Source organism: Aestuariibius sp. HNIBRBA575 (genome assembly GCF_040932005.1).
Classification (GTDB): domain Bacteria; phylum Pseudomonadota; class Alphaproteobacteria; order Rhodobacterales; family Rhodobacteraceae; genus CANLNM01.
Genome location: NZ_CP162414.1, coordinates 1,915,324 through 1,933,947 on the forward strand (window position 1 = coordinate 1,915,324; position 18,624 = coordinate 1,933,947).

19 protein-coding genes are annotated in these 18,624 nt (G+C 55.6%); 7 read left to right on the forward strand and 12 right to left on the reverse strand.

Translation table 11 applies throughout. From position 1 onward, the window contains the following. Positions 1-24 precede the first annotated feature (24 nt). From AB1F12_RS09665 to AB1F12_RS09680, 4 genes are all read right to left on the reverse strand, one after another. Complete coding sequence (locus AB1F12_RS09665; protein ID WP_368183834.1) at positions 25-792, reverse strand: squalene/phytoene synthase family protein; 768 nt, start codon at positions 790-792, stop codon at positions 25-27. Beyond that, positions 789-2,408, reverse strand: a complete 1,620-nt coding sequence (cimA, locus tag AB1F12_RS09670; RefSeq protein WP_368183836.1) for a citramalate synthase — start codon at positions 2,406-2,408, stop codon at positions 789-791. Before cimA ends, AB1F12_RS09665 begins: the two co-directional genes overlap by 4 nt. Next, positions 2,405-3,802: a cysteine--tRNA ligase gene (gene cysS, locus AB1F12_RS09675; protein ID WP_368183837.1), complete on the reverse strand. Its 1,398-nt coding sequence runs from the start codon at positions 3,800-3,802 to the stop codon at positions 2,405-2,407. The genes cimA and cysS overlap by 4 nt, the downstream gene beginning before the upstream one ends. A gap of 165 nt (positions 3,803-3,967) precedes the next feature. Continuing rightward, positions 3,968-4,510 (reverse strand): DUF1697 domain-containing protein, encoded by a 543-nt coding sequence (locus AB1F12_RS09680; protein ID WP_368183839.1) that lies wholly within the window; start codon positions 4,508-4,510, stop codon positions 3,968-3,970. A gap of 81 nt (positions 4,511-4,591) precedes the next feature. Here AB1F12_RS09680 and AB1F12_RS09685 point away from each other — a divergent pair, with 81 nt between their 5' ends. Next, positions 4,592-4,927 carry an MmcQ/YjbR family DNA-binding protein gene (locus AB1F12_RS09685; protein WP_368183841.1) on the forward strand — a complete coding sequence of 112 codons (336 nt, stop codon included), beginning with the start codon at positions 4,592-4,594 and terminating at the stop codon, positions 4,925-4,927. 21 nt (positions 4,928-4,948) lie between these two features. On the opposite strand, the gene AB1F12_RS09690 is transcribed toward AB1F12_RS09685, so the two are convergent. The 6 genes from AB1F12_RS09690 to argS all read right to left on the reverse strand — a co-directional run bounded on the left by AB1F12_RS09690 (position 4,949) and on the right by argS (position 10,501). Beyond that, the gene (locus tag AB1F12_RS09690; RefSeq protein WP_368183842.1) at positions 4,949-5,146 is read right to left on the reverse strand and encodes a hypothetical protein; all 198 of its coding nucleotides are present in this window, start codon (positions 5,144-5,146) and stop codon (positions 4,949-4,951) included. An 82-nt stretch (positions 5,147-5,228) separates the two neighbouring features. Further along, positions 5,229-5,903: an SMC-Scp complex subunit ScpB gene (scpB, locus tag AB1F12_RS09695; protein ID WP_368183845.1), complete on the reverse strand. Its 675-nt coding sequence runs from the start codon at positions 5,901-5,903 to the stop codon at positions 5,229-5,231. Further along, positions 5,900-6,691 (reverse strand): ScpA family protein, encoded by a 792-nt coding sequence (locus AB1F12_RS09700; RefSeq protein ID WP_368183847.1) that lies wholly within the window; start codon positions 6,689-6,691, stop codon positions 5,900-5,902. Before AB1F12_RS09700 ends, scpB begins: the two co-directional genes overlap by 4 nt. A 9-nt stretch (positions 6,692-6,700) precedes the next feature. After that, positions 6,701-7,696, reverse strand: a complete 996-nt coding sequence (locus tag AB1F12_RS09705) for a glycoside hydrolase family 3 N-terminal domain-containing protein (protein WP_368183849.1) — start codon at positions 7,694-7,696, stop codon at positions 6,701-6,703. Then, on the reverse strand, positions 7,697-8,686 hold the full coding sequence (locus AB1F12_RS09710; RefSeq protein ID WP_368183851.1) for an SPOR domain-containing protein: 990 nt from the start codon (positions 8,684-8,686) through the stop codon (positions 7,697-7,699). It abuts the gene before it with no gap. A gap of 81 nt (positions 8,687-8,767) precedes the next feature. Beyond that, the gene (gene argS, locus AB1F12_RS09715) at positions 8,768-10,501 is read right to left on the reverse strand and encodes an arginine--tRNA ligase (RefSeq protein ID WP_368183852.1); all 1,734 of its coding nucleotides are present in this window, start codon (positions 10,499-10,501) and stop codon (positions 8,768-8,770) included. A gap of 90 nt (positions 10,502-10,591) precedes the next feature. Here argS and AB1F12_RS09720 point away from each other — a divergent pair, with 90 nt between their 5' ends. Beyond that, positions 10,592-11,734 carry a hypothetical protein gene (locus AB1F12_RS09720; protein WP_368183854.1) on the forward strand — a complete coding sequence of 381 codons (1,143 nt, stop codon included), beginning with the start codon at positions 10,592-10,594 and terminating at the stop codon, positions 11,732-11,734. Here the strand turns inward: AB1F12_RS09720 and AB1F12_RS09725 are convergent. Beyond that, positions 11,685-12,863, reverse strand: coding sequence for a deoxyguanosinetriphosphate triphosphohydrolase (locus AB1F12_RS09725; protein ID WP_368183856.1), 1,179 nt, complete (start codon positions 12,861-12,863; stop codon positions 11,685-11,687). The two genes, AB1F12_RS09720 and AB1F12_RS09725, sit on opposite strands and share 50 nt — an antisense overlap. A gap of 115 nt (positions 12,864-12,978) precedes the next feature. Here AB1F12_RS09725 and AB1F12_RS09730 point away from each other — a divergent pair, with 115 nt between their 5' ends. Both AB1F12_RS09730 and AB1F12_RS09735 read left to right on the forward strand, forming a co-directional pair. Beyond that, positions 12,979-13,305, forward strand: a complete 327-nt coding sequence (locus tag AB1F12_RS09730; RefSeq protein ID WP_368183858.1) for a HesB/IscA family protein — start codon at positions 12,979-12,981, stop codon at positions 13,303-13,305. Between the two features lie 50 nt (positions 13,306-13,355). Beyond that, positions 13,356-14,012, forward strand: a complete 657-nt coding sequence (locus AB1F12_RS09735; protein ID WP_368183860.1) for a transglycosylase domain-containing protein — start codon at positions 13,356-13,358, stop codon at positions 14,010-14,012. Positions 14,013-14,016: 4 nt separating this feature from the next. Here the strand turns inward: AB1F12_RS09735 and AB1F12_RS09740 are convergent, their stop codons facing one another. Then, positions 14,017-15,453: a hypothetical protein gene (locus tag AB1F12_RS09740; protein WP_368183863.1), complete on the reverse strand. Its 1,437-nt coding sequence runs from the start codon at positions 15,451-15,453 to the stop codon at positions 14,017-14,019. A 117-nt stretch (positions 15,454-15,570) separates the two neighbouring features. On the opposite strand from AB1F12_RS09740, the gene xth reads away from it, so the two are divergent. From xth to pyrC, 3 genes are all read left to right on the forward strand, one after another. Continuing rightward, on the forward strand, positions 15,571-16,359 hold the full coding sequence (xth, locus tag AB1F12_RS09745; RefSeq protein WP_368183866.1) for an exodeoxyribonuclease III: 789 nt from the start codon (positions 15,571-15,573) through the stop codon (positions 16,357-16,359). A gap of 189 nt (positions 16,360-16,548) precedes the next feature. After that, a complete protein-coding gene (locus tag AB1F12_RS09750) occupies positions 16,549-17,526 on the forward strand; it encodes a hypothetical protein (RefSeq protein WP_368183869.1) in 978 nt (325 codons plus the stop codon). A gap of 39 nt (positions 17,527-17,565) precedes the next feature. Continuing rightward, positions 17,566-18,618, forward strand: a complete 1,053-nt coding sequence (gene pyrC / locus AB1F12_RS09755) for a dihydroorotase (RefSeq protein ID WP_368183870.1) — start codon at positions 17,566-17,568, stop codon at positions 18,616-18,618. Positions 18,619-18,624: the final 6 nt, after the last annotated feature.

Sequence of the window (18,624 nt, forward strand, 5' to 3'; positions counted from 1 at the left end):
TTTGGCTGGGGTTTTTCTTTGGGGTTAATGCTTTCCAAGCAACGTTTTAACCAACAATCCCCCGCGCCGTTGCAATTCAGATGTTTCAAGCGTGCCATCCGCCACCAAGTCCGGGGATTTCACCGCTTGTTTCAGCAATAAGGCGCTGCGCCAACCCGCGCGGATCGCAGGGGTAGCCGCGCCAAATTTGGCCCCACGTGCAGATTTCAATTGATCCAAACCAGATTGGGCCAACGCGCGCACGCCTTCTGGGCGACCATCGACCAAGGGCACGCGGTTCTGATCCGCCAGCCCCGCAACTGCGCGTAACCACGCCGCAATGCCCATGGCAAACCCAATGTCACGCGCCGGTTTTTCCATCTGCTGTGAGGCATCCAGAGCCAGCGCAGACACCCACATCAAATTGCCTGCGCTGTGCATCAAATGCCGGTCCATATCCGCCTGATCCTCAAAGGGATCGCGGTAAATATCCCAGCGCCGCGCGGCAATTATCTGATCCAACAGCTCAATCGGCAAATTCTGGTCACGGATCAATGTGGCCAACGGACCGGCCACTTCGTGGGATCGGTCTTTGGTTGCATTCGGCGCCTCTTCGACGACATCACGCCACCATTGCAGACGCATTTCTGCGATCATTTCTTCTTTGGTCACCCAAGGCGCGCGCGCCACCTCTAGGTTAAACGCGTATAACACAAATAACCGACCACGCAGTTCGGCAGGTGCAGCCATAGCAGCCAAAAACCGATCAGGGTCCCCGCGTTCCACCATCGCGGCACAGGCATTTATGCTCATGCTTTGGCGCCTTCTTGGACCAATTTCCACGTGATCGCATCCACCAACGCATCAAAAGACGCATCCACTATGTTGGCGCTGACGCCAACGGTGGACCAACGCCGCCCTTGCTGATCTTCGCTGTCGATGATCACGCGTGTGACCGCTTCGGTGCCGCCATTTGTGATCCGAACCTTAAAATCAACCAGTTGCATATCCCGTATAAGCCCCTGATATTCCCCCAAATCTTTGATTAACGCCTGCGACAATGCGTTTATGGGGCCGCTATCCTGACCGTCATTTGGGTTTTCGTTTTCATAAAACGACGTGGTTTTGCCCTGTCGAGTTTGCACCGTCACGACGGCTTCGGACACGGTCACAATTTCGCCTTTGGCGTTGCGGCGACGTTCCGATATCACCCGGTATCGTTCCACGTCGAACAGTTTGGGCAACAACCCCATTTCAGCCCGTGCAATCAGTTCAAAACTGGCCTGCGCGCCGTCATAGGCATAGCCCATCGCTTCGCGGTCTTTGATGATATCCAGCAATCGCGGCAAAGCAGGGTTGCCTTTTTTAACGGCAATTCCGGCCTCACTCAGGCGGCGGATCAGATTGGACTGACCGGCCTGATTGGACATCGGAATCTGGCGTTCATTGCCCACCAAAGCTGGATCGATATGTTCATATGTGCTGGGATCTTTGAGGATCGCACTGGCATGCAGGCCTGCCTTATGGGCAAAGGCCGACGCGCCAACATACGGGGCTTGTTTTTGCGGAACCCGATTAAGTATGTCATCCAAGCGTCTGGAAACACGTCGTAAATCCACCAACCGGTTGGGGTCAATTCCGGTTTCCAACTGATCGCGATAGGGCTGTTTTAGCAACAATGTCGGGATCAATGTGGTCAAATTTGCATTGCCACACCGTTCACCCAGCCCGTTTAAGGTGCCCTGAACCTGACGCGCGCCCGCATCCACAGCGGCCAGCGAACACGCCACTGCATTTTCCGTATCATTATGGGTGTGGATGCCCAGATTGGTGCCGGGGATGCCAGCGTCGATCACGGCTTTTACGATTTGACGCACCTCGGCGGGCATGGTGCCACCATTGGTGTCACATAAAACAACCCATCGCGCCCCGGCATCATGTGCGGCACGAATGGCGCGCAGCGCGTAATCCGGATTGGCCTTATACCCGTCAAAGAAATGTTCCGCGTCAAACAACGCCTCACGCCCCTGCCCGACAATATGCGCCACAGAGGCGCGGATATTTTCAATGTTGTCATCCAACGAAATGCCAAGCGCGGTGGTGACATGAAAGTCATGGGTTTTGCCAACCAGACACACGGCGGGTGTTTTGGCGTTCATCACAGCGGCCAGCACATCGTCATTATCTGCGCTGCGCCCGGACCGTTTGGTCATCCCAAAGGCCGTCATCGTGGCGCGGGTTTTGGGGGCGGCATCAAAGAAATCACTGTCCGTCGGATTGGCACCGGGCCAGCCGCCTTCGATGTAATCCAACCCCAAATCATCCAATAAAACAGCGATTTCCTGCTTTTCTTGGGTCGAAAATTGCACGCCTTGGGTCTGTTGCCCATCCCGCAAGGTTGTGTCGTAAAGATACAGACGATCACTCATGACAACGCCTCCAACTTGGCTGGGTCAAAGTTCGGCCCCGGTTCTAGATCCACACCCGTTTTAGACATGCGCACCTCAATCCCGGCCCCAATCAACGCCGATTTAAGCGTATCTACGCCAGAGAAATCCTTGGTTTGCATGGCCGTTTCCCGCAATTCTGCCAACTTTTGGGCCAAGACAGATAAATCCACATCGGGCATTTCTGCCCATGCCCCCATTTCATCGCTTAAAAATCCAAGAAACTGCGCCGATGCCAGCATGACGCCTTTTTCATAGAAGCAATCCTTTTGCGGATTGGCAGAAATTTCGCGGGCCATAGCGTGCAATTTGGTGAGGGCCCCTGCCGTGTTCAGATCATCCGCCAACGTATCAAGCAGACCTTGATCCACCCCTGTCGGTGCCACATCCGCCAGTAATGCACGCCATTTCCGCAACGTCGCCTCAGCCTCGGCCCGCTTCTTATCGGTCCAATCCATAGGCTTGCTATAATGGGTGCCCAACATCACAAACCGGATCACTTCGCCCGGCACACCCTGATCCAACAAATCGCGCACGGTGAAAAAGTTGCCCAGGGATTTGGACATCTTTTTGCCCTCGACCTGCAACATTTCATTGTGAATCCAATACTTTGCGAATTCCCCATGCGGATGGGCGCATTTGGATTGAGCGATTTCATTTTCATGATGCGGGAATTGCAAATCATTGCCGCCGCCATGAATATCAAAGCTGTCACCCAGCAATTCATAAGCCATCGCCGAGCATTCGATATGCCAGCCGGGCCGTCCATACCCCCAAGGGCTATCCCAACCGGGCGTGTCCGCATCCGATGGTTTCCACAATACAAAATCCATAGGATTGCGTTTATAGGGCGCCACTTCGACACGGGCACCGGCGATCATATCGTCGATCGACCGGCCCGACAGCTTGCCGTAGTTCTGATAGCTTTCCACCGCAAATAACACATGGCCTTCGGCGGCATAGGCATTGCCGGTTTCGATCAGCCCCGCGATCATGTCTTTCATCGCGCCGATCCATTCAGTGGCGCGCGGTTCCTGACTGGGGCGCATGGCCCCCAACGAATCCATATCCGCGTGATACCAATCAATGGTTTCATCACAGATATCGCGAATTGTCCGGCCGGTTTGCGCGGCTTTGGCGTTAATTTTGTCGTCCACATCGGTAAAGTTGCGGATATAGGTCACAGCCCCGTCCCCATAGACATGGCGCAACAGCCGAAACAGCACGTCAAACACCAAAACGGGCCGCGCATTGCCCAGATGGGCGCGGTCATACACCGTTGGCCCACAGACATACATGCGCACGTTTTGTGGATCGATCGGCTTAAACGGCTCTTTGGTGCGGGTTTTGGTATTGTGCAGATGGATCAAAGTCATAACAGCTCTCGGGACGGTTTGCGCCCGCGCGGTTTAGCAAGTTCTGAGTTTCGATGAAACGTGAAAGAGCGGCCCGCGCGACGGATGTCAGCAGGAAATAATAATGCAACAAATAATGCTGCTGATTATGGTGGTTTGGCTCTTCATTCCCACTGGCTAGCAGGATCAGCCGCGCGCGTCCAGCATTTCGATCAGTTTGTACACAGTCCGTAAATTACGGGCCGTGGCATCCACCCCCAGCACTTTGGACATTTGTTCGGCCAATTTGGACCGCCCGATCCCTGATGGCGCATCCAGATAGGCGGCGTTTTGGGTCACGTTTAGGGCTTCATCTGGGGCCTTGATGTGATCCAACCGATCTGTGTCCAGGTTTGGGGCATCAAACAGGAACCAGATATGGGCATGTTTCGGATCGTCAGGTTGAAATGGATTTTGCGCCGCAATGTTGCGAAAACCAGGCGCGCAAAGGATGAGAATGGGCACATCAACCCCTAGATGCACCTGCATCTCAGCATTCAGTGCCAACGACAATTCCGAAATGTTTTCAGATGCTTCTGCATCAAATATCATGTTGCCCGATGCAATATAGGTTGCGATATTTTGCCATCCTAGATTTGATGCAATTTTACGTAACTCCGCCATCGGCACTTTGTTATTGCCGCCAACATTGATGCCACGCAACAGCGCAATATACGTCTGCAAAGCCATATTCCCTAAACCTTTGCGATTTTCAATTGCACCAGATTAGGCCATTCTGCCCAAGGTGCAATTCCAGTCACGAGGTCCCCCATGTCACAATCCGCAATCCAAAACATCTGCGCCGCCCAAGCCGGGGCAGAAAAGTCGTTCCCGTTTGATGAAACCACCGAAGTCTGGAAGGTCGCTGGGAAAATTTTTGCCGCCGTCACGGGCGATGGGACCAAAGTGTCGGTCAAAACGCCGTCGGTCGAGGATGCGCAATTGCTGATCGAAATGGGACGCGGTGAAAAGGCGCCCTATTTTCACAAATCATGGGTGCGGGTCAGCGCAGACATCCCGTTGGATGAATTAACCGACCGGATTGAGAAATCATATGGGATCATTCGCGCGGCCCTTCCTAAAAAGGTACAAGCCACGCTGGCGTAAAATCCCGCCCTGCCCGTCGGTTTAGAATTTGCCAAACCGTCGCGCGATACGCATGGCCTGACGGGTGCGTTTCACGCCGTCGCGGCCTTGTTTGGCGCGATTGCGGTCTTCATTGCTCATGTCTTCGGGGTTGCGGCCCCGATTGGCGACGTGATTGATGCCCGCATTGATCCCGCGGTTCATCAGCCGGCGAAGAATCATCGAAATGATACGATCCATGTGCAGTTCCTGCTGTTGGTCCAATCTAGATATAGGCACAATCCGCCCATTTCCCAAATCCTATCGCAGGATCGTGGCGATTTCAGGGCTGGTCAGGTTCAAACATATCCACCTGATCGGACGTCGTATCTTCGTCGTCAATCTGGCCCAGACCCGGTGTTGGGCGGCTTTCCAGCAACCCGGCTGATCGCAATTCCTTAAGCCCCGGCAAATCACGGGCCGTTTCCAGACCAAAGTGATCCAGAAAGCCGGGCGTGACCACAAAAGTGATCGGACGGCCGGGGGTCATTTTACGACGCCCAAAGCGGATCCATTCCAATTCGATCAACTGATCAATGGTGCCACGACTGACGGACACGCCGCGGATTTCTTCGATTTCGGCGCGTGTGACGGGTTGATGATAGGCAATAATCGCCAAGGTTTCGATGGCTGCACGGCTTAGCTTTCGCGTCTCAACCGTTTCTTTTTGCATCAAAAATCCAAGGTCCGAAGCGGTGCGGATCGCCCATGCATCCCCCACGCGCACCACATTGATCCCGCGCCCTTCGTAACGTTTACGTAAATTTGTAATGGCTTGATCCGGCGCACATCCATGTGGCATCCGACCGGCCAATTCCCGCAAAGTGACGGGATCAGCCGTGGCAAACAGGATCGCTTCGACCATGCGTTCCTGTTCGGCCATTGGCGGGGCTTCAAACAGGCTGGGATCATCTACATCGTTTTCGCTGGATGAATTGGGATTGGGATCAGAGGTCATTCAGGCAACCTTTTACGAATGTGAATAGGCGCGAAACTGTCGGATTGGCGGATATCAACGCGGCCCTGTTTCACCAGTTCCAATGACGCCGCAAAGGTTGCAGCGGCAGCGGTGCGCCGTTTTTTGGGATCACTTTCCCAGCCTTCGGGCAGATAGGACATGATATCAGTCCAATCCCCGGCAAACCCGATCAGATTGCGCATGCGATCCAACGCTTGTTCCATGGTCATCAATGCGTCGCGATCCATCACATAGGGGCGAAATTCGTCCTTTGTGCGAATGCGGGCATATCCCTGCATCAAATCCAGCAAAGTCGCCGTATAGGTCACGCGCCGCACACGAGCGACATCTTCGGTGATGCCACGGGCAAAGAAATCGCGCCCTTTTTGATCCCGCGCCATCAATTTGGCGGCGGATTTACGCATCGCTTCTAACCGTTCCAGCTGAAACGCCAAATGGGCCGCCAATTCTTCGCCGGACGGGCCCTGTTCGGTGGGATCGGGGGGCAGCAACAGACGTGATTTTAGAAACGCCAGCCAAGCGGCCATCACCAAATAATCCGCCGCCAGTTCCAGCCTTAGCTCGCGGGCTTTGTCAACAAACGCCAGATATTGTTCGGCCAAGGCCAAAACAGAAATCTGACGCAGGTCCACTTTTTGCGTGCGCGACAAGGTCAAAAGCAGGTCCAACGGCCCCTCAAATCCCTCCACATCCACGATCAATGCCTCGGCAGCAAGTCGATTGCTGACGCGGGTGGCATCATCTTCTTGGAACATGTCGTCGGTCATTGGGGCCTGTTAATTGCCTGCGAACTGGGCTTCAAACTCGGCAAGTGTGGCGTCGATGTCAATCTCGATTGGGGATTTGCGTTGCGACAGGGCCGCATCAGCCCGTGCATTGCCCGCCTGCGTCAGGGGGCGCGCCACATCTGCCAACGCCAGCATATCATCGCGTTCGCCATTGCAATGCAGCACCAAATCACAGCCCGCATCCCAGGATGCAATGGATCGTTCGGTGATCGATCCTGACAGGGCCTCCATTGAAATGTCATCGGTCATGATCAGGCCGGAAAACCCGATATCTTCTCGGATGATGTTCATCATGGTCGGGCTGGTCGTGGCGGGCGCATCCGGGTCAATGTCGGAAAACACGATATGGGCGGACATGCCCATGGCGAAATGGTTCAGCTGTTTGAACGGGGCAAAATCGCGCGCATAAAGCGAGGCGGCAGGCACATCCACACGCGGCAGATCTTTGTGACTGTCCACCGCGGCGCGGCCATAGCCGGGGATGTGTTTCAGGATCGGCAAAACGCCCCCCGCCATCAGACCATCTGCGGCGGCTTTGCACGCGGCAACAACCACGTCAATGTCACGCCCATAAAGCCGGTTCAGCAAAACCGGATGGGTTTGGCTTTCGACAAGATCGGCCAGAGGTGCGCAATTTACGTCAATGCCAACGTCGTGTAATTCCCGCGCAATCAACAGGTTACGCAGATATTGCGCATGGACCGGGTTCTGGGCCATCGCCATTTGATCACGTGCGGGCAGATGTTCGCGCCAATGCGGCGCGCGCATGCGTTGGACACGTCCGCCTTCTTGGTCAATCAGGATCGGGGCATGCCATCCCACAGCGTCCCGCAAATCGCCCGTCAGTTTACGCAGCTGATCAGGGTTTTCGATATTGCGGGCAAACAGGATAAAGCCCCAGGGGCGCGATTGCGCAAAAAAGCCGCGCTCCCAATCGGAAAGCACGGCCCCTTCACATCCAAAGATGTATGCATTTTCTGACACTTAGCGCACCACTACCGGGATGCAGGCCGCGTCTTCGGCCATTAATGCCGAACAGAACCGACGTGCGTCAGACAGGTCGGTGAACCCAGATACGCGCAGGCGATAGAATGTGCGCCCCCCGGATGACGCCTGTTGGATCACAGGATCATGACCGGCAATCAAGGCGTTAAAACGTGTGGCCAGACGCTGCCATTCGGAATTGGCCAATTCGGGTGTATCAAAGGCCCCAAGCTGCGCCAATTTGGTGCCGGTTGGCAGGGCGTCCGTGGAAACCGGGATGGTGCGGGCCGCAACAGGTGTGGGCGTTGTGTCGGCCAAAGGGGCCAAACCGCGATCCGGGCGCAATTGTGGGCGCAATGACACGGATACGCCGGGTACAGATGCTGGGATAATGGCCGTCTGCGTATTTGCGTTGGCGGCCACGGCATTCAGCACAACCGCCGAAGCATCCGTATTTTGGGGTGTCGCCAGAGGCGCAGATGTTTGCGCGGCAATCTGATCGGCCAATTCCAGAATTTCATCCGCCGTCAGCGGCGCATCATTGTTTGGGGCTTGGAAATTGGCTTGGATTTCTTGTGGGGCTTGCGGGGTGACGTCAACGGCACCGGCCAAACGATCAACCGTTTGGGGCGTTGTGGTTGGGGCGGTTTGCACATCCTCAGCCGTCAGGTCCACGCCGCCGGGGGCCAGAACCAGGCGATCTTCGGGGCTGGCAGCGCCGCCCACAGCAGCAACTGCATTCACCGACAGGCCGGTATGCAGCGCCAATTCGCCACCGGGATTGTCAGGCGCCACGCGCATCGGGCCCAACTGAGCCTGCACGATCGGCACGCCGGACACGTCCCGCGAAATCATTTTATAGCCCCAGACAACGATCCCGGCGGTCAGCGCCAATGACACAACCCCGCCCATCAACGTTACGGCACGCCCTGTACGGCTTGCTGCCAAGGGCGATCCGCCCAAAACTTCTTCCGGAGTTACTTCCGCCATTTTGCCTCACTTCGCCCCGATGTTGGTCATCGGTGGTCGATCTTGGTGTCTGCTCAGCCCGGCGTTTTGGTTTTGAATGCGTTATCGCATCTCATTCGCGGGCGTTACACCAAGGATACCAAGACCACCGGAAATCACAACGGCCACGGCAGAAATCAGCGCAATTTTTGACTGTGTTGCTGCCAGATCACCCTCTTGCAAGAACCGCAAGCTCGGTTCGTCTTTGCCCCGGTTCCACAATGCATGGAAATCGCTGGCCAATTCATACAGATAAAACGCGATCCGGTGGGGTTCGTTGGTCCGTGCAGCAATTTCCACCAAACGCGGCCATTCGGCGATTTTTTTCGCCACGGTGATTTCGGCATCATGGGTCAACCCAGACAGATCCACCGCGCCCAGCGCGGCATGGGATGTGTCGATGTCGGATTTGCGCAGCACCGATTGCACCCGGGCATGGGCGTATTGCACATAGAAAACCGGGTTGTCTTTGGATTGTTCGGTCACTTTGTCAAAATCAAAGTCCAGCGGCGCGTCGTTTTTCCGGGTCAGCATATGGAACCGGGTCACATCTGCGCCTACCGCATCCACCACGTCGCGTAGCGTCACAAAGGTCCCTGCCCGTTTGGACATTTTGAACGGTTCGCCGTTTTTATACAGTTTTACCAGCTGGGTCAGTTTGACATCCAACGGCACAGCCCCATCCGACAGGGCAGACACGGCCGCCTTCATCCGTTTGACATAGCCACCATGATCGGCGCCAAACACGTCGATCAATTCGTCAAAGCCGCGCGATACCTTGTCATAGTGATAGGCAATGTCGGGGGCAAAATAGGTCCAGGCCCCGTCAGATTTCTGCACGGGCCGATCCACGTCATCGCCATGTTCGGTGGATTTAAACAGGGTTTGCACCCTTGGTTCCCAATCATCCGGCTTTTTGCCTTTGGGGGGTTCCAGCACACCTTCGTAGATCAGACCTTTGGAACGCAGATCGTCGATCGACGCTTCGATCCGTCCGGTGCCATAAAGCGACTTTTCGGAATAAAACACGTCCATCTCAACGCCCAGCGCCTTTAGGTCAGCGCGGATCAGGTCCAGCATTTTGTCGGTGGCGTATTCCCGGATGTCCTGCAGCCAGACATCTTCGGGCTGGCCCAGATATTTGTCGCCAACTTTGTCTTTCAGGTCCTGACCAACCGGGATCAGGTAATCGCCCGGATAGGTGCCATCCTCAAATGCGATGTCCTGACCGTGCGCCTCTTGGTAGCGCAGATAGACCGACCGCGCCAAAACGTCGACCTGCGCACCGCCATCGTTGATGTAGTATTCCCGTGTGATGTTATACCCGGCATAATCCAGCAGACTGGCCAAGGCGTCGCCAAACACCGCGCCCCGTGTATGCCCCACATGCAGGGGACCCGTTGGGTTGGCAGACACATATTCCACGTTGACCTTTTTGCCTTGCCCCATTTGGGACCGACCATAGCTGGCATCAGTCAGCGCGGATGAAATCACGCCATGCCAAACAGGCGCTGCAAGCCGCAGGTTCAAGAAACCCGGCCCGGCCACATCGGCGGATGTAATCCGGTCATCTTCCAACAGCTTCACAGACAAAGCTTCGGCGATGTCACGGGGTTTCATTTTGGATGGTTTGGCCAGCACCATGGCGGCGTTGGTGGCCATATCCCCATGGGCTGCGTCTCGGGGTGGCTCGACCGCAACATTGTCCAACACCAGCCCGGCGGGCAACGTGCCTTCGGTCATCATGGTGTCCAGACAGGTCACAACAAGCGCCCGGATATCAGCAAAGAGGTTCATCGGTTTTCCTTTCGGGGTTCGCGCGGGGTTTACCAGAGGCACAGGCCACGTCAATGTGGCAGGCAAAAGAGATGAGGGTCAGAGAGCAAAATGCAGCGAATTTCCGGAATTTTGTTGGCGGTGACGCTGTTTGCGATGTTTGCTGTCTTGGTGTTGATCCGCGCCGAACAAAGCTGGGCGGGAATACAGCTGTTCAAAATGGAGGCCATTGGCTGGATTCCCCAGAGCGGCCAGGCGCCCCCGCCGCTGATGTCGTTTGACGACGGGATCAGCCTGTCGCCGCATTTGTTCAACCAGCTGCTGGAACTGCATATCGTGCTGGTGGTTGGGGTTCTGGCCCTCACCGGGGCCTATCTGGGTGGTGTTGCCTATGCCCAGCGCAAACGGCTGTTATCCCGTATTGCAGGATGGAACGGATTGGCGATGTATTTTGCGCTGATGGGGTATTTGGTGATGATCTATACCGACCCTCAGATGCGGCTGCCGCTGGACACGTTGGGGCAAACATTGTCGCTTGGCACGTTTGACCAAGATGACACCGGAGTGTTGTTCCGATTTGGCGATCGACACTTTGAAATCTTGATGTTGACCTTGGGGACCTTGGCGCTGCTGTTGGGGATTTTTGCGCTGATAAGCATTCATCATCCACGTCTGGGGTGGCTGGGGGCGTTCTTTTCAACTTTTACGTTGCTCTCATTCTTCGCCCCCGACTCAACCCTTCAGGCCGAATTACCGGTTCACCTCATGTTTCCGCTCTTGGTGATTATTGGCGTCACGGCATTCCGCCTCAGTGATGGTGACGACCCGGCAAGCCCGTTCCTGTTTTTCGCGGCGTTCGTTTCCCTGGTCGGGATCATCATCGTCATGAGCGTCATGGTCACGCTTTATGACGCGCTGGCAGAGCTATTGGTGGCCTCAATGCATCTGATTATTCTGCCGCTTTGGGTGGGTGGATTGGCCGCGGGTATCCGACAACGTGCGCGCCGTGTTCCCACCGGGTCTGGCATCTGGATATTATGTTTAGGATTGATGACAGCAACCATGAGCATCGCCATGGCGCTGGTAAATCTGATGCATGACGGTATGCCAGCCCGCTATCCAGATTATCCGAGCTTTTTTCAAACCGGCCAAGTGATCGTCACGCTCAGCTTTGCCGGTTTGGTTGTTTTCGCCGCGATTGCGTTTAGGCGGTTGCGGGCGGCATCACGCGCCCAACATGCGGCGCGCCAGTAAGCTGTTCGTGGGTTTCCAGCGCAAACCGGTCGGTCATGCCCGAAATGTAATCTGACACAATCCGCGCCAATGCCACCTCATCGCCTTGGATCAGCTCAACGTCCTTGCGCCATTGCTTGGGCAACAGGCTTGGATCATTCATGAATGCTGGAAACAGGTCCACCACGGCTTGGGTTACCTCTTGGCGCATTTCGACCACGGATGGGGCGCGGTACATGCGGGTAAACAGGAATTTACGCACCACTTTCAGATCGCGCCACATATCCGGTGAAAACTGCACCATCATTTTGCCCGCATCCCGAATGTCTTGTGGGCATTGGGGGTTCAGTGCCGCCAAGTTGGCGCGGCTCACGGCCAGCACATCTTCGACCAATAGGCCAAAGAACCGGCGCAACGCTTCGTGGCGACGGCGGTAATAGTTCAGACCGGGATATGTCTGATCCACCAGACGGAAACAATCGCCCACAATCGGCAGGTCCAACAGATCATCGGTGCCAAACAATTCGGCGCGTAACCCGTCATGGATGTCGTGGTGATTATAGGCGATATCATCAGCCAGTGCGGCCACTTGGGCTTCGCCACTGGCATGGGTGTGCAATTCCAGATCGTGGCGCGCGTTATAGTCGGTCAACGCATAAGGTATATCGCCCACAACCGGCCCGTTATGTTTGGCAATCCCTTCTAGCGTTTCCCATGTTAGGTTCAGCCCATCCCATTCCGCGTAATGCCGTTCCAGCCCCGTGACGATCCGAATGGCCTGTGCGTTGTGATCAAATCCCCCATAGGGCGCCATCAGATCAGACAGGGCGTCTTCGCCCGTATGGCCAAACGGCGTATGTCCCAGATCATGGGCCAGCGCCACCGCTTCGGCCAGTTCTTCTTCGAACCCCAGCGTTTTGGCCACGGTGCGGGCCACCTGAGCGACCTCAATCGAATGGGTCAGACGTGTGCGGAAATAATCGCCCTCATGTTCCACGAACACTTGGGTTTTGTGTTTCAACCGCCGAAACGCACTGGAATGGATGATCCGATCCCGGTCGCGCTGAAACGGAGAGCGATGCGCGCTCTCTTCTTCTGGATAGAGCCTGCCCCGCGTTTGCATCGGATCACAGGCATAAATGGCTGCCATAACGCGCCTGCCTCTCACTTTTCCCAGATGGGATGTCCCTAATGTGACGACATGCCTTGCCGCCTCTGCCTGTCTTTCCTATATTTGGTCCCTGACCCAAGCGATAGGCCTTAATATGCTGACCCTGCCCCCAAAAGTGACTGAACGTGCGTTTGAACGCCTGTCTGAAATTGGCGCTGCGTCCCAAGGTAAGGCGCTGCGCGTGGCCGTCGAAGGCGGCGGTTGTAGCGGGTTTCAGTACGAAATTGATCTGGACGAAGTCAAAGCCGATGATCTGGTATTAGAGGGATCGGGGGAAAAGGTGGTTGTCGATTCCGTTTCCTTGCCATTTCTCACTGACGCCGTGATCGATTTCTCAGAGGAACTGATCGGCGCGCGGTTTGTGATTGAAAACCCCAATGCCAGTTCATCCTGCGGCTGTGGGACATCCTTTTCGATGTAAGCCATGTGGGTGAGTTTATGTGCCACCGTTTAAAAAGTATGAAAAATGGCATGCGCGGATTGGGTGTCTTTCTGGCCTTGGCGTTTCCAACTTTGTCAACGCCCACCCCACTGCGCGCGGACACATCGCAATTGATCGCGCCCAGTCCAGAATTCCTTTATACCTATTACCAAGAAAACGCACCCCATTGGACGGACCTACCGGACCATGTCTTGCAAGCTTTGATGGCGGCTGAGGATCTTCATTTTTTAGATCGGCCACTTAAACAGTCCACATTCGCAACACAAATGTCCAATTGGCACAACCCAAGCGACACCAATCACCCAGCTTTTCGGTCACTTTATCAGGTCGCCTTCGCATTCTCGCTCTCAGAGGCCTTGAGCCATGAACAGGTGCTCAATTGGTACGCAAACGAAATCTATCTGGGCCAAGGCTGCTATGGGGTGGCACATGCCGCGCAAGCCTATTGGGGCAAACCCGCCGCGGATCTTAGCCTTGCCGAAGCCGCCTATCTGGCCGCCCTGCCCAAAGCCCCTGCATACTTTCATCCGATCAGAAATCATGATGCAGCTGTAACCCGCCGCAACTTTGTCCTGTCAGAAATGGTCGTCCCTGGGTTTATCACCCCACAGATGGCGCAAGCCGCCATGTCTGAACCGCTGGCGGTGATGTCCCCGCTTGGACAATGTCAGGACCAAACAGAGTAATCTGTTATTCCCGCAGCCATGCCACAATCGACCGGGCAAAGGGCACATTGGACACAACCCCATCCACAAACCCATCCGCCATATTGCGCGCAAATGCCCGTGGATCCAGCGATGCACGCAGGCGGTCGGCGGCGGCTTCGGCGCGGGCAATTCCGTTCACATCGCCGCCAATGGCATCCGCCACGCCCTGCATGGCGTCACTGGCGTGATCCCATGCCTGACGGGTTTGATCCAGCTGCGCGGTGACAATCCCCGCGGGTGCCGCAAAGGGCGCTGTGGGGGACAAAATAGCCGGAGACGTACCAGCGGCATCATTGATCACGCTCATGATGTCTTTGGCACGTGGGTCATCGCTCTGGGCCAGTTCCAGCAAACCGGCGGCGGCTTTCAACCCATTCACAGACCGCAGCAATTCTGATGGCGGGCTGATCGGATCGGCCAGATCATCGCGCAGCATCACAATGCGCTGCGCCATTGTTGCCAGATCACTGAGGGTCTGATCCTGATCCGCATCGGTCGCGATCAAAGGCGCCAAATGGCCCATCCGATCCAACAACCCCCATTGCGCGGCATCTAGCAACGCATCCCGTAATGGCCCGGGCGCCAGTACTTCCGCTTGGTTCAGCAATGGAATGATCGGGTTATTCTGAAACTCGGTGCGTTGTTCCAGCAATTGCAACACCTGCACCAATTCTTGGGCTGTGTCACTGGGATAGCGGGCCTCGACACGTCGTGCCTCGGTCAAGGCGCGGCGCAAAGCAATCGGATCCCCCGTTGTGACCGCATGTTCCGCAGACCTATTGGCCAGATCATAGGCCCAATCGCGCCCGGTTACGATCCGCCCCTCGGCATCTGGCACCATCGGCAAAACAACGATAGCACCCATTTCGTTGGGGCTGGGATAGGTCGCGCCATCATGTACGTGATTGGCCAAATCGGTGTAATAATCCGCCAATTCCTGATTGCCCGCCAAATGCGCCGCATGGGATTGATCCAACAACCGGGCCTTTTCAGCCTGATTGGCAATATATGCGTCAAACCACCCATGCATTTCCCCATCCACTTGATGAAAGGCCCGCATTCCTTCGCTAAGGGCGGCCGATACCAGCGCATGATCATAAGGTCCGGCATGCAACGCGCCCTGCCATGCCCGCAATGTTTCATCAGCCCGGTCATGGAATGTGTTGGCATGATCCCAATCCACAAACAGCCAACTGCCCCAATCCGCCAGATAGCGCTGCGCCCAATCCACGCCTTGTGCCTCAAACGCAACCGCCAGCGTCGCCGGGGCGGCATTATAGGACAGCTTTGCATCATGGGCCGCACGTGCGACGGCCACTTGGGCCCGCATGTCGCCAATGTCATCAAAGATATCCGCCCAGCCGGGCAATGGAACACTCATCACAATTGTCGATAGAACCATCAGTGCTCTGATCATCATGATCCCCTTTTGCCTTGCCCCACCTTAGCGCATTCCCCATTGTTATAGGATAACAGACTTGTCAATTGGTCGCCCCGCGCTAAAACACGAAGCGAATGACCGTCAGGAGCACGCCCCATGAAAATTGCGACCTTCAATATCAATGGTGTAAAGGCGCGTGTTGGGGCACTGACACAATGGCTGGATGAAAGCCAACCGGATGTCGCTTTGTTGCAGGAAATCAAATCCGTCGACGAAGGTTTCCCGCGCGAGATTTTCGAAGAGCGCGGCTATAACGTTGAAACACATGGGCAAAAAGGGTTCAACGGTGTTGCGATCCTGTCGAAATTCCCCCTAGAGGATGTCACACGGGGCCTGCCCGGTGATGACAGCGACGAACAGGCCCGCTGGATCGAAGCCACCGTGGTTGGCGAACAGGCTGTGCGTCTATGTGGGTTATATCTGCCCAACGGCAACCCGGTAGAGGACGGCACCCACCCCAAATATCAGTATAAAATGGCGTGGATGGAACGGCTTTATGCCCGTGCGCGCGACTTGATGGCCGACGAAGCCCCGGCCTTGATGGCGGGTGACTATAACATCATCCCCCAAGCCGAAGACGCCGCGCGGCCCGATGCATGGCGTGAGGATGCTTTGTTTCGCCCAGAAAGCCGCGCCGCGTTTCGCCGGGTTTTAAACCTTGGATTCACCGAAGCCTTTCGGGCGCGCGTCAATGGGGGCGACCATTATTCATTTTGGGATTACCAAGCGGGCGCATGGAATCGCAATGACGGGATTCGCATCGACCATTTTCTGCTGACCCCGCAATGTGCCGATTTGTTGCGTGATTGCTGGATCGAAAGCGCCGTCAGAGGACGGGAAAAACCATCCGATCACGTTCCGGTTTGGGTTGATTTGGCGGTGTGAACCCAACGCGCTTGATCTAAAAGTCATAGGCCGACAGACCATGGCAGCATTTAGGTTTTGTTAACCTAAACTCCTTCAACTCGTCCCCTAACCGGCCAGTTCTTGCCGCATTTGGTGGTCAATTTTGGGCAAACGGGTATGATCCAATTAGATCAAAAACCGACACGGGACCAAAACGGGACAAATTGAATGAATACTGGCGTGCAAACAGGCGTAGAAATCGAATCTGATTTGACAGATATGGAAGCGCAGGATTGGCTGGATGCTGTCGACGAAATCGCCGAAGAACTTGGCTATTTTGAACCACTTGGCCCAGATCATTCCGCTGCCTTCATTGATGCAGGCCCCAAACTGATCGTTTGTTTTGAAACCATCCAACATATCCGACGCGGCAACCGCGCCGAAGAACCGTTTGGCTGGCGCTTTGCGCGTAAACACGGCTGGTCCTCGCTGACGATTCTGGCGGATGGCGATACGTTTTTCCGGCATCGCGCAGTCTATGGCTATTTTGACCGGTTGGTTGATGATGGCTTCTTTGAGGATTTTGATCAGGTGCTGTTTGTCGGCGCCCATTCCGGGGCCTATGGTGCAGCGGCCTATTCAGTTGCGGCCCCCGGTGCGCATGTTTTGGCCATTCGGCCCTGGGCCACATTGGACCCTGCCGTCACAGGCTGGGACAAACGCCACAAAGAATTGCGTCGCACATCGTTTACGGATCGCTATGGCTTTGCCCCTGACATGATCGATGCCGCCGAAAAGGCATGGGTCATTCATGATCCCGATCAGGTTCAGGACGCGATGCATGCAGCTTTGTTCACGCGCCCCAATGTGACGTCCCTGCGCACCCCCCGTCTGGGCTGGAAAATTGACCGCGAAATGGATGCAATGGGCATCTTTGAACCTGTCATTGATCAGGCGATGGAGGGCACACTGAATGTGCACAGCTTTGCCAAACTCTATCGTGCCCGCCAACGCCGCCTGCCTTATCTGCGCGCCACGCTGACCAAGCTCGAAGAGCAGAATCAGCCATTACGCGCAGCAAAATGGTGTCGGGCGATTCTACGTGAAAACAACCGACCGCATTTTGGACGCAAGATCGAAGAAATGATCGGGAAAGGTGTGATAACACCGGAATTCATGATGGAATTGCAAGAACCAGCCGAGTAGCGACTGGCGTCATTTCCTCAGATTGTGTAGGACGGTGCCATGACAGATGCACCGATTTCCCGCCTGACAATCCGCCGTCCTGATGACTGGCACCTGCACCTTCGTGACGCAGAGATGCTCAAAGGCGTGCTGCCCCATACCGCTGCGCATTTTGGCCGCGCGATCATCATGCCCAATCTGGTGCCCCCCGTGGTGACAGCCACGCAGGCTTCTTATTATCGCGATCGCATCATGGCCGCCCTGCCCGATGGCATGTCATTCACCCCGCTGATGACCCTGTATCTGACCGAAGAGACAGATCCAGCCGATGTGGAACGCGCCCATGCGGACGGCATCGCAACTGCGGTAAAACTTTACCCTGCGGGGGCAACCACAAATTCCAACAGTGGCGTGCGTGATTTTGACCGGGTGCGCCCGGTTCTGGATAAAATGGCCGAAATTGGCATGCCGCTCTGTGTCCATGGCGAAGTGACCGACCCCGCTGTCGACATTTTTGATCGCGAAGCGGTTTTCATCGACAAAGTGTTGAAACCGATCCGCAAAAAGAACCCCGATCTGCGAGTGGTGATGGAACATGTGACCACGCAGGATGCGGTGGATTACGTGCGTGATCATCGCAAAAACCTAGGCGCGACGATCACCACGCATCATCTGATCATCAACCGCAACAACATCCTGGCCGGTGGCATTCGCCCTCATTATTATTGCTTGCCTGTGGCCAAACGTGAACAGCATCGCGTGGCTTTGGTTCAGGCGGCTGTGTCCGGCGATCCGCGGTTTTTCCTGGGCACCGATAGTGCGCCGCATACGGACCCCAACAAATTGCAGGCCTGTGGCTGCGCGGGTGTGTTTTCATCGATCAACACGATGTCCTGCCTCGCCGAAGTGTTCGATGTGGCGGGCAAATTGAAGAACCTCGAACAATTCGCATCTTTGTCTGGGCCTAAATTCTATAATTTGCCCCCAAACGAAGACACGATCACATTGGTGCGTGGCGATGTTGTCACCTATCCAGACACCATTCAGACCGGCGAAGGCCCGGTCACTGTCTTTGATCCGGGTTTCCCGCTTCATTGGCATGTAGAAGATTAAGAACAC

Excerpts from the sequence above, each read along its gene's own strand:
- AB1F12_RS09750 (WP_368183869.1), top strand. The coding sequence starts at position 16,549 with ATGAATACTGGCGTGCAAACAGGCGTAGAAATCGAATCTGATTTGACA.
- AB1F12_RS09710 (WP_368183851.1), bottom strand. The coding sequence starts at position 8,686 with ATGGCGGAAGTAACTCCGGAAGAAGTTTTGGGCGGATCGCCCTTGGCA.
- AB1F12_RS09735 (WP_368183860.1), top strand. The coding sequence starts at position 13,356 with ATGCGCGGATTGGGTGTCTTTCTGGCCTTGGCGTTTCCAACTTTGTCA.
- pyrC (WP_368183870.1), top strand. The coding sequence starts at position 17,566 with ATGACAGATGCACCGATTTCCCGCCTGACAATCCGCCGTCCTGATGAC.
- AB1F12_RS09740 (WP_368183863.1), bottom strand. The coding sequence starts at position 15,453 with ATGATGATCAGAGCACTGATGGTTCTATCGACAATTGTGATGAGTGTT.
- argS (WP_368183852.1), bottom strand. The coding sequence starts at position 10,501 with ATGAACCTCTTTGCTGATATCCGGGCGCTTGTTGTGACCTGTCTGGAC.
- AB1F12_RS09685 (WP_368183841.1), top strand. The coding sequence starts at position 4,592 with ATGTCACAATCCGCAATCCAAAACATCTGCGCCGCCCAAGCCGGGGCA.
- scpB (WP_368183845.1), bottom strand. The coding sequence starts at position 5,903 with ATGACCTCTGATCCCAATCCCAATTCATCCAGCGAAAACGATGTAGAT.
- cimA (WP_368183836.1), bottom strand. The coding sequence starts at position 2,408 with ATGAGTGATCGTCTGTATCTTTACGACACAACCTTGCGGGATGGGCAA.
- cysS (WP_368183837.1), bottom strand. The coding sequence starts at position 3,802 with ATGACTTTGATCCATCTGCACAATACCAAAACCCGCACCAAAGAGCCG.
- AB1F12_RS09725 (WP_368183856.1), bottom strand. The coding sequence starts at position 12,863 with ATGGCAGCCATTTATGCCTGTGATCCGATGCAAACGCGGGGCAGGCTC.
- AB1F12_RS09665 (WP_368183834.1), bottom strand. The coding sequence starts at position 792 with ATGAGCATAAATGCCTGTGCCGCGATGGTGGAACGCGGGGACCCTGAT.
- AB1F12_RS09720 (WP_368183854.1), top strand. The coding sequence starts at position 10,592 with ATGCAGCGAATTTCCGGAATTTTGTTGGCGGTGACGCTGTTTGCGATG.
- AB1F12_RS09730 (WP_368183858.1), top strand. The coding sequence starts at position 12,979 with ATGCTGACCCTGCCCCCAAAAGTGACTGAACGTGCGTTTGAACGCCTG.
- AB1F12_RS09680 (WP_368183839.1), bottom strand. The coding sequence starts at position 4,510 with ATGGCTTTGCAGACGTATATTGCGCTGTTGCGTGGCATCAATGTTGGC.
- xth (WP_368183866.1), top strand. The coding sequence starts at position 15,571 with ATGAAAATTGCGACCTTCAATATCAATGGTGTAAAGGCGCGTGTTGGG.
- AB1F12_RS09690 (WP_368183842.1), bottom strand. The coding sequence starts at position 5,146 with ATGGATCGTATCATTTCGATGATTCTTCGCCGGCTGATGAACCGCGGG.
- AB1F12_RS09700 (WP_368183847.1), bottom strand. The coding sequence starts at position 6,691 with ATGACCGACGACATGTTCCAAGAAGATGATGCCACCCGCGTCAGCAAT.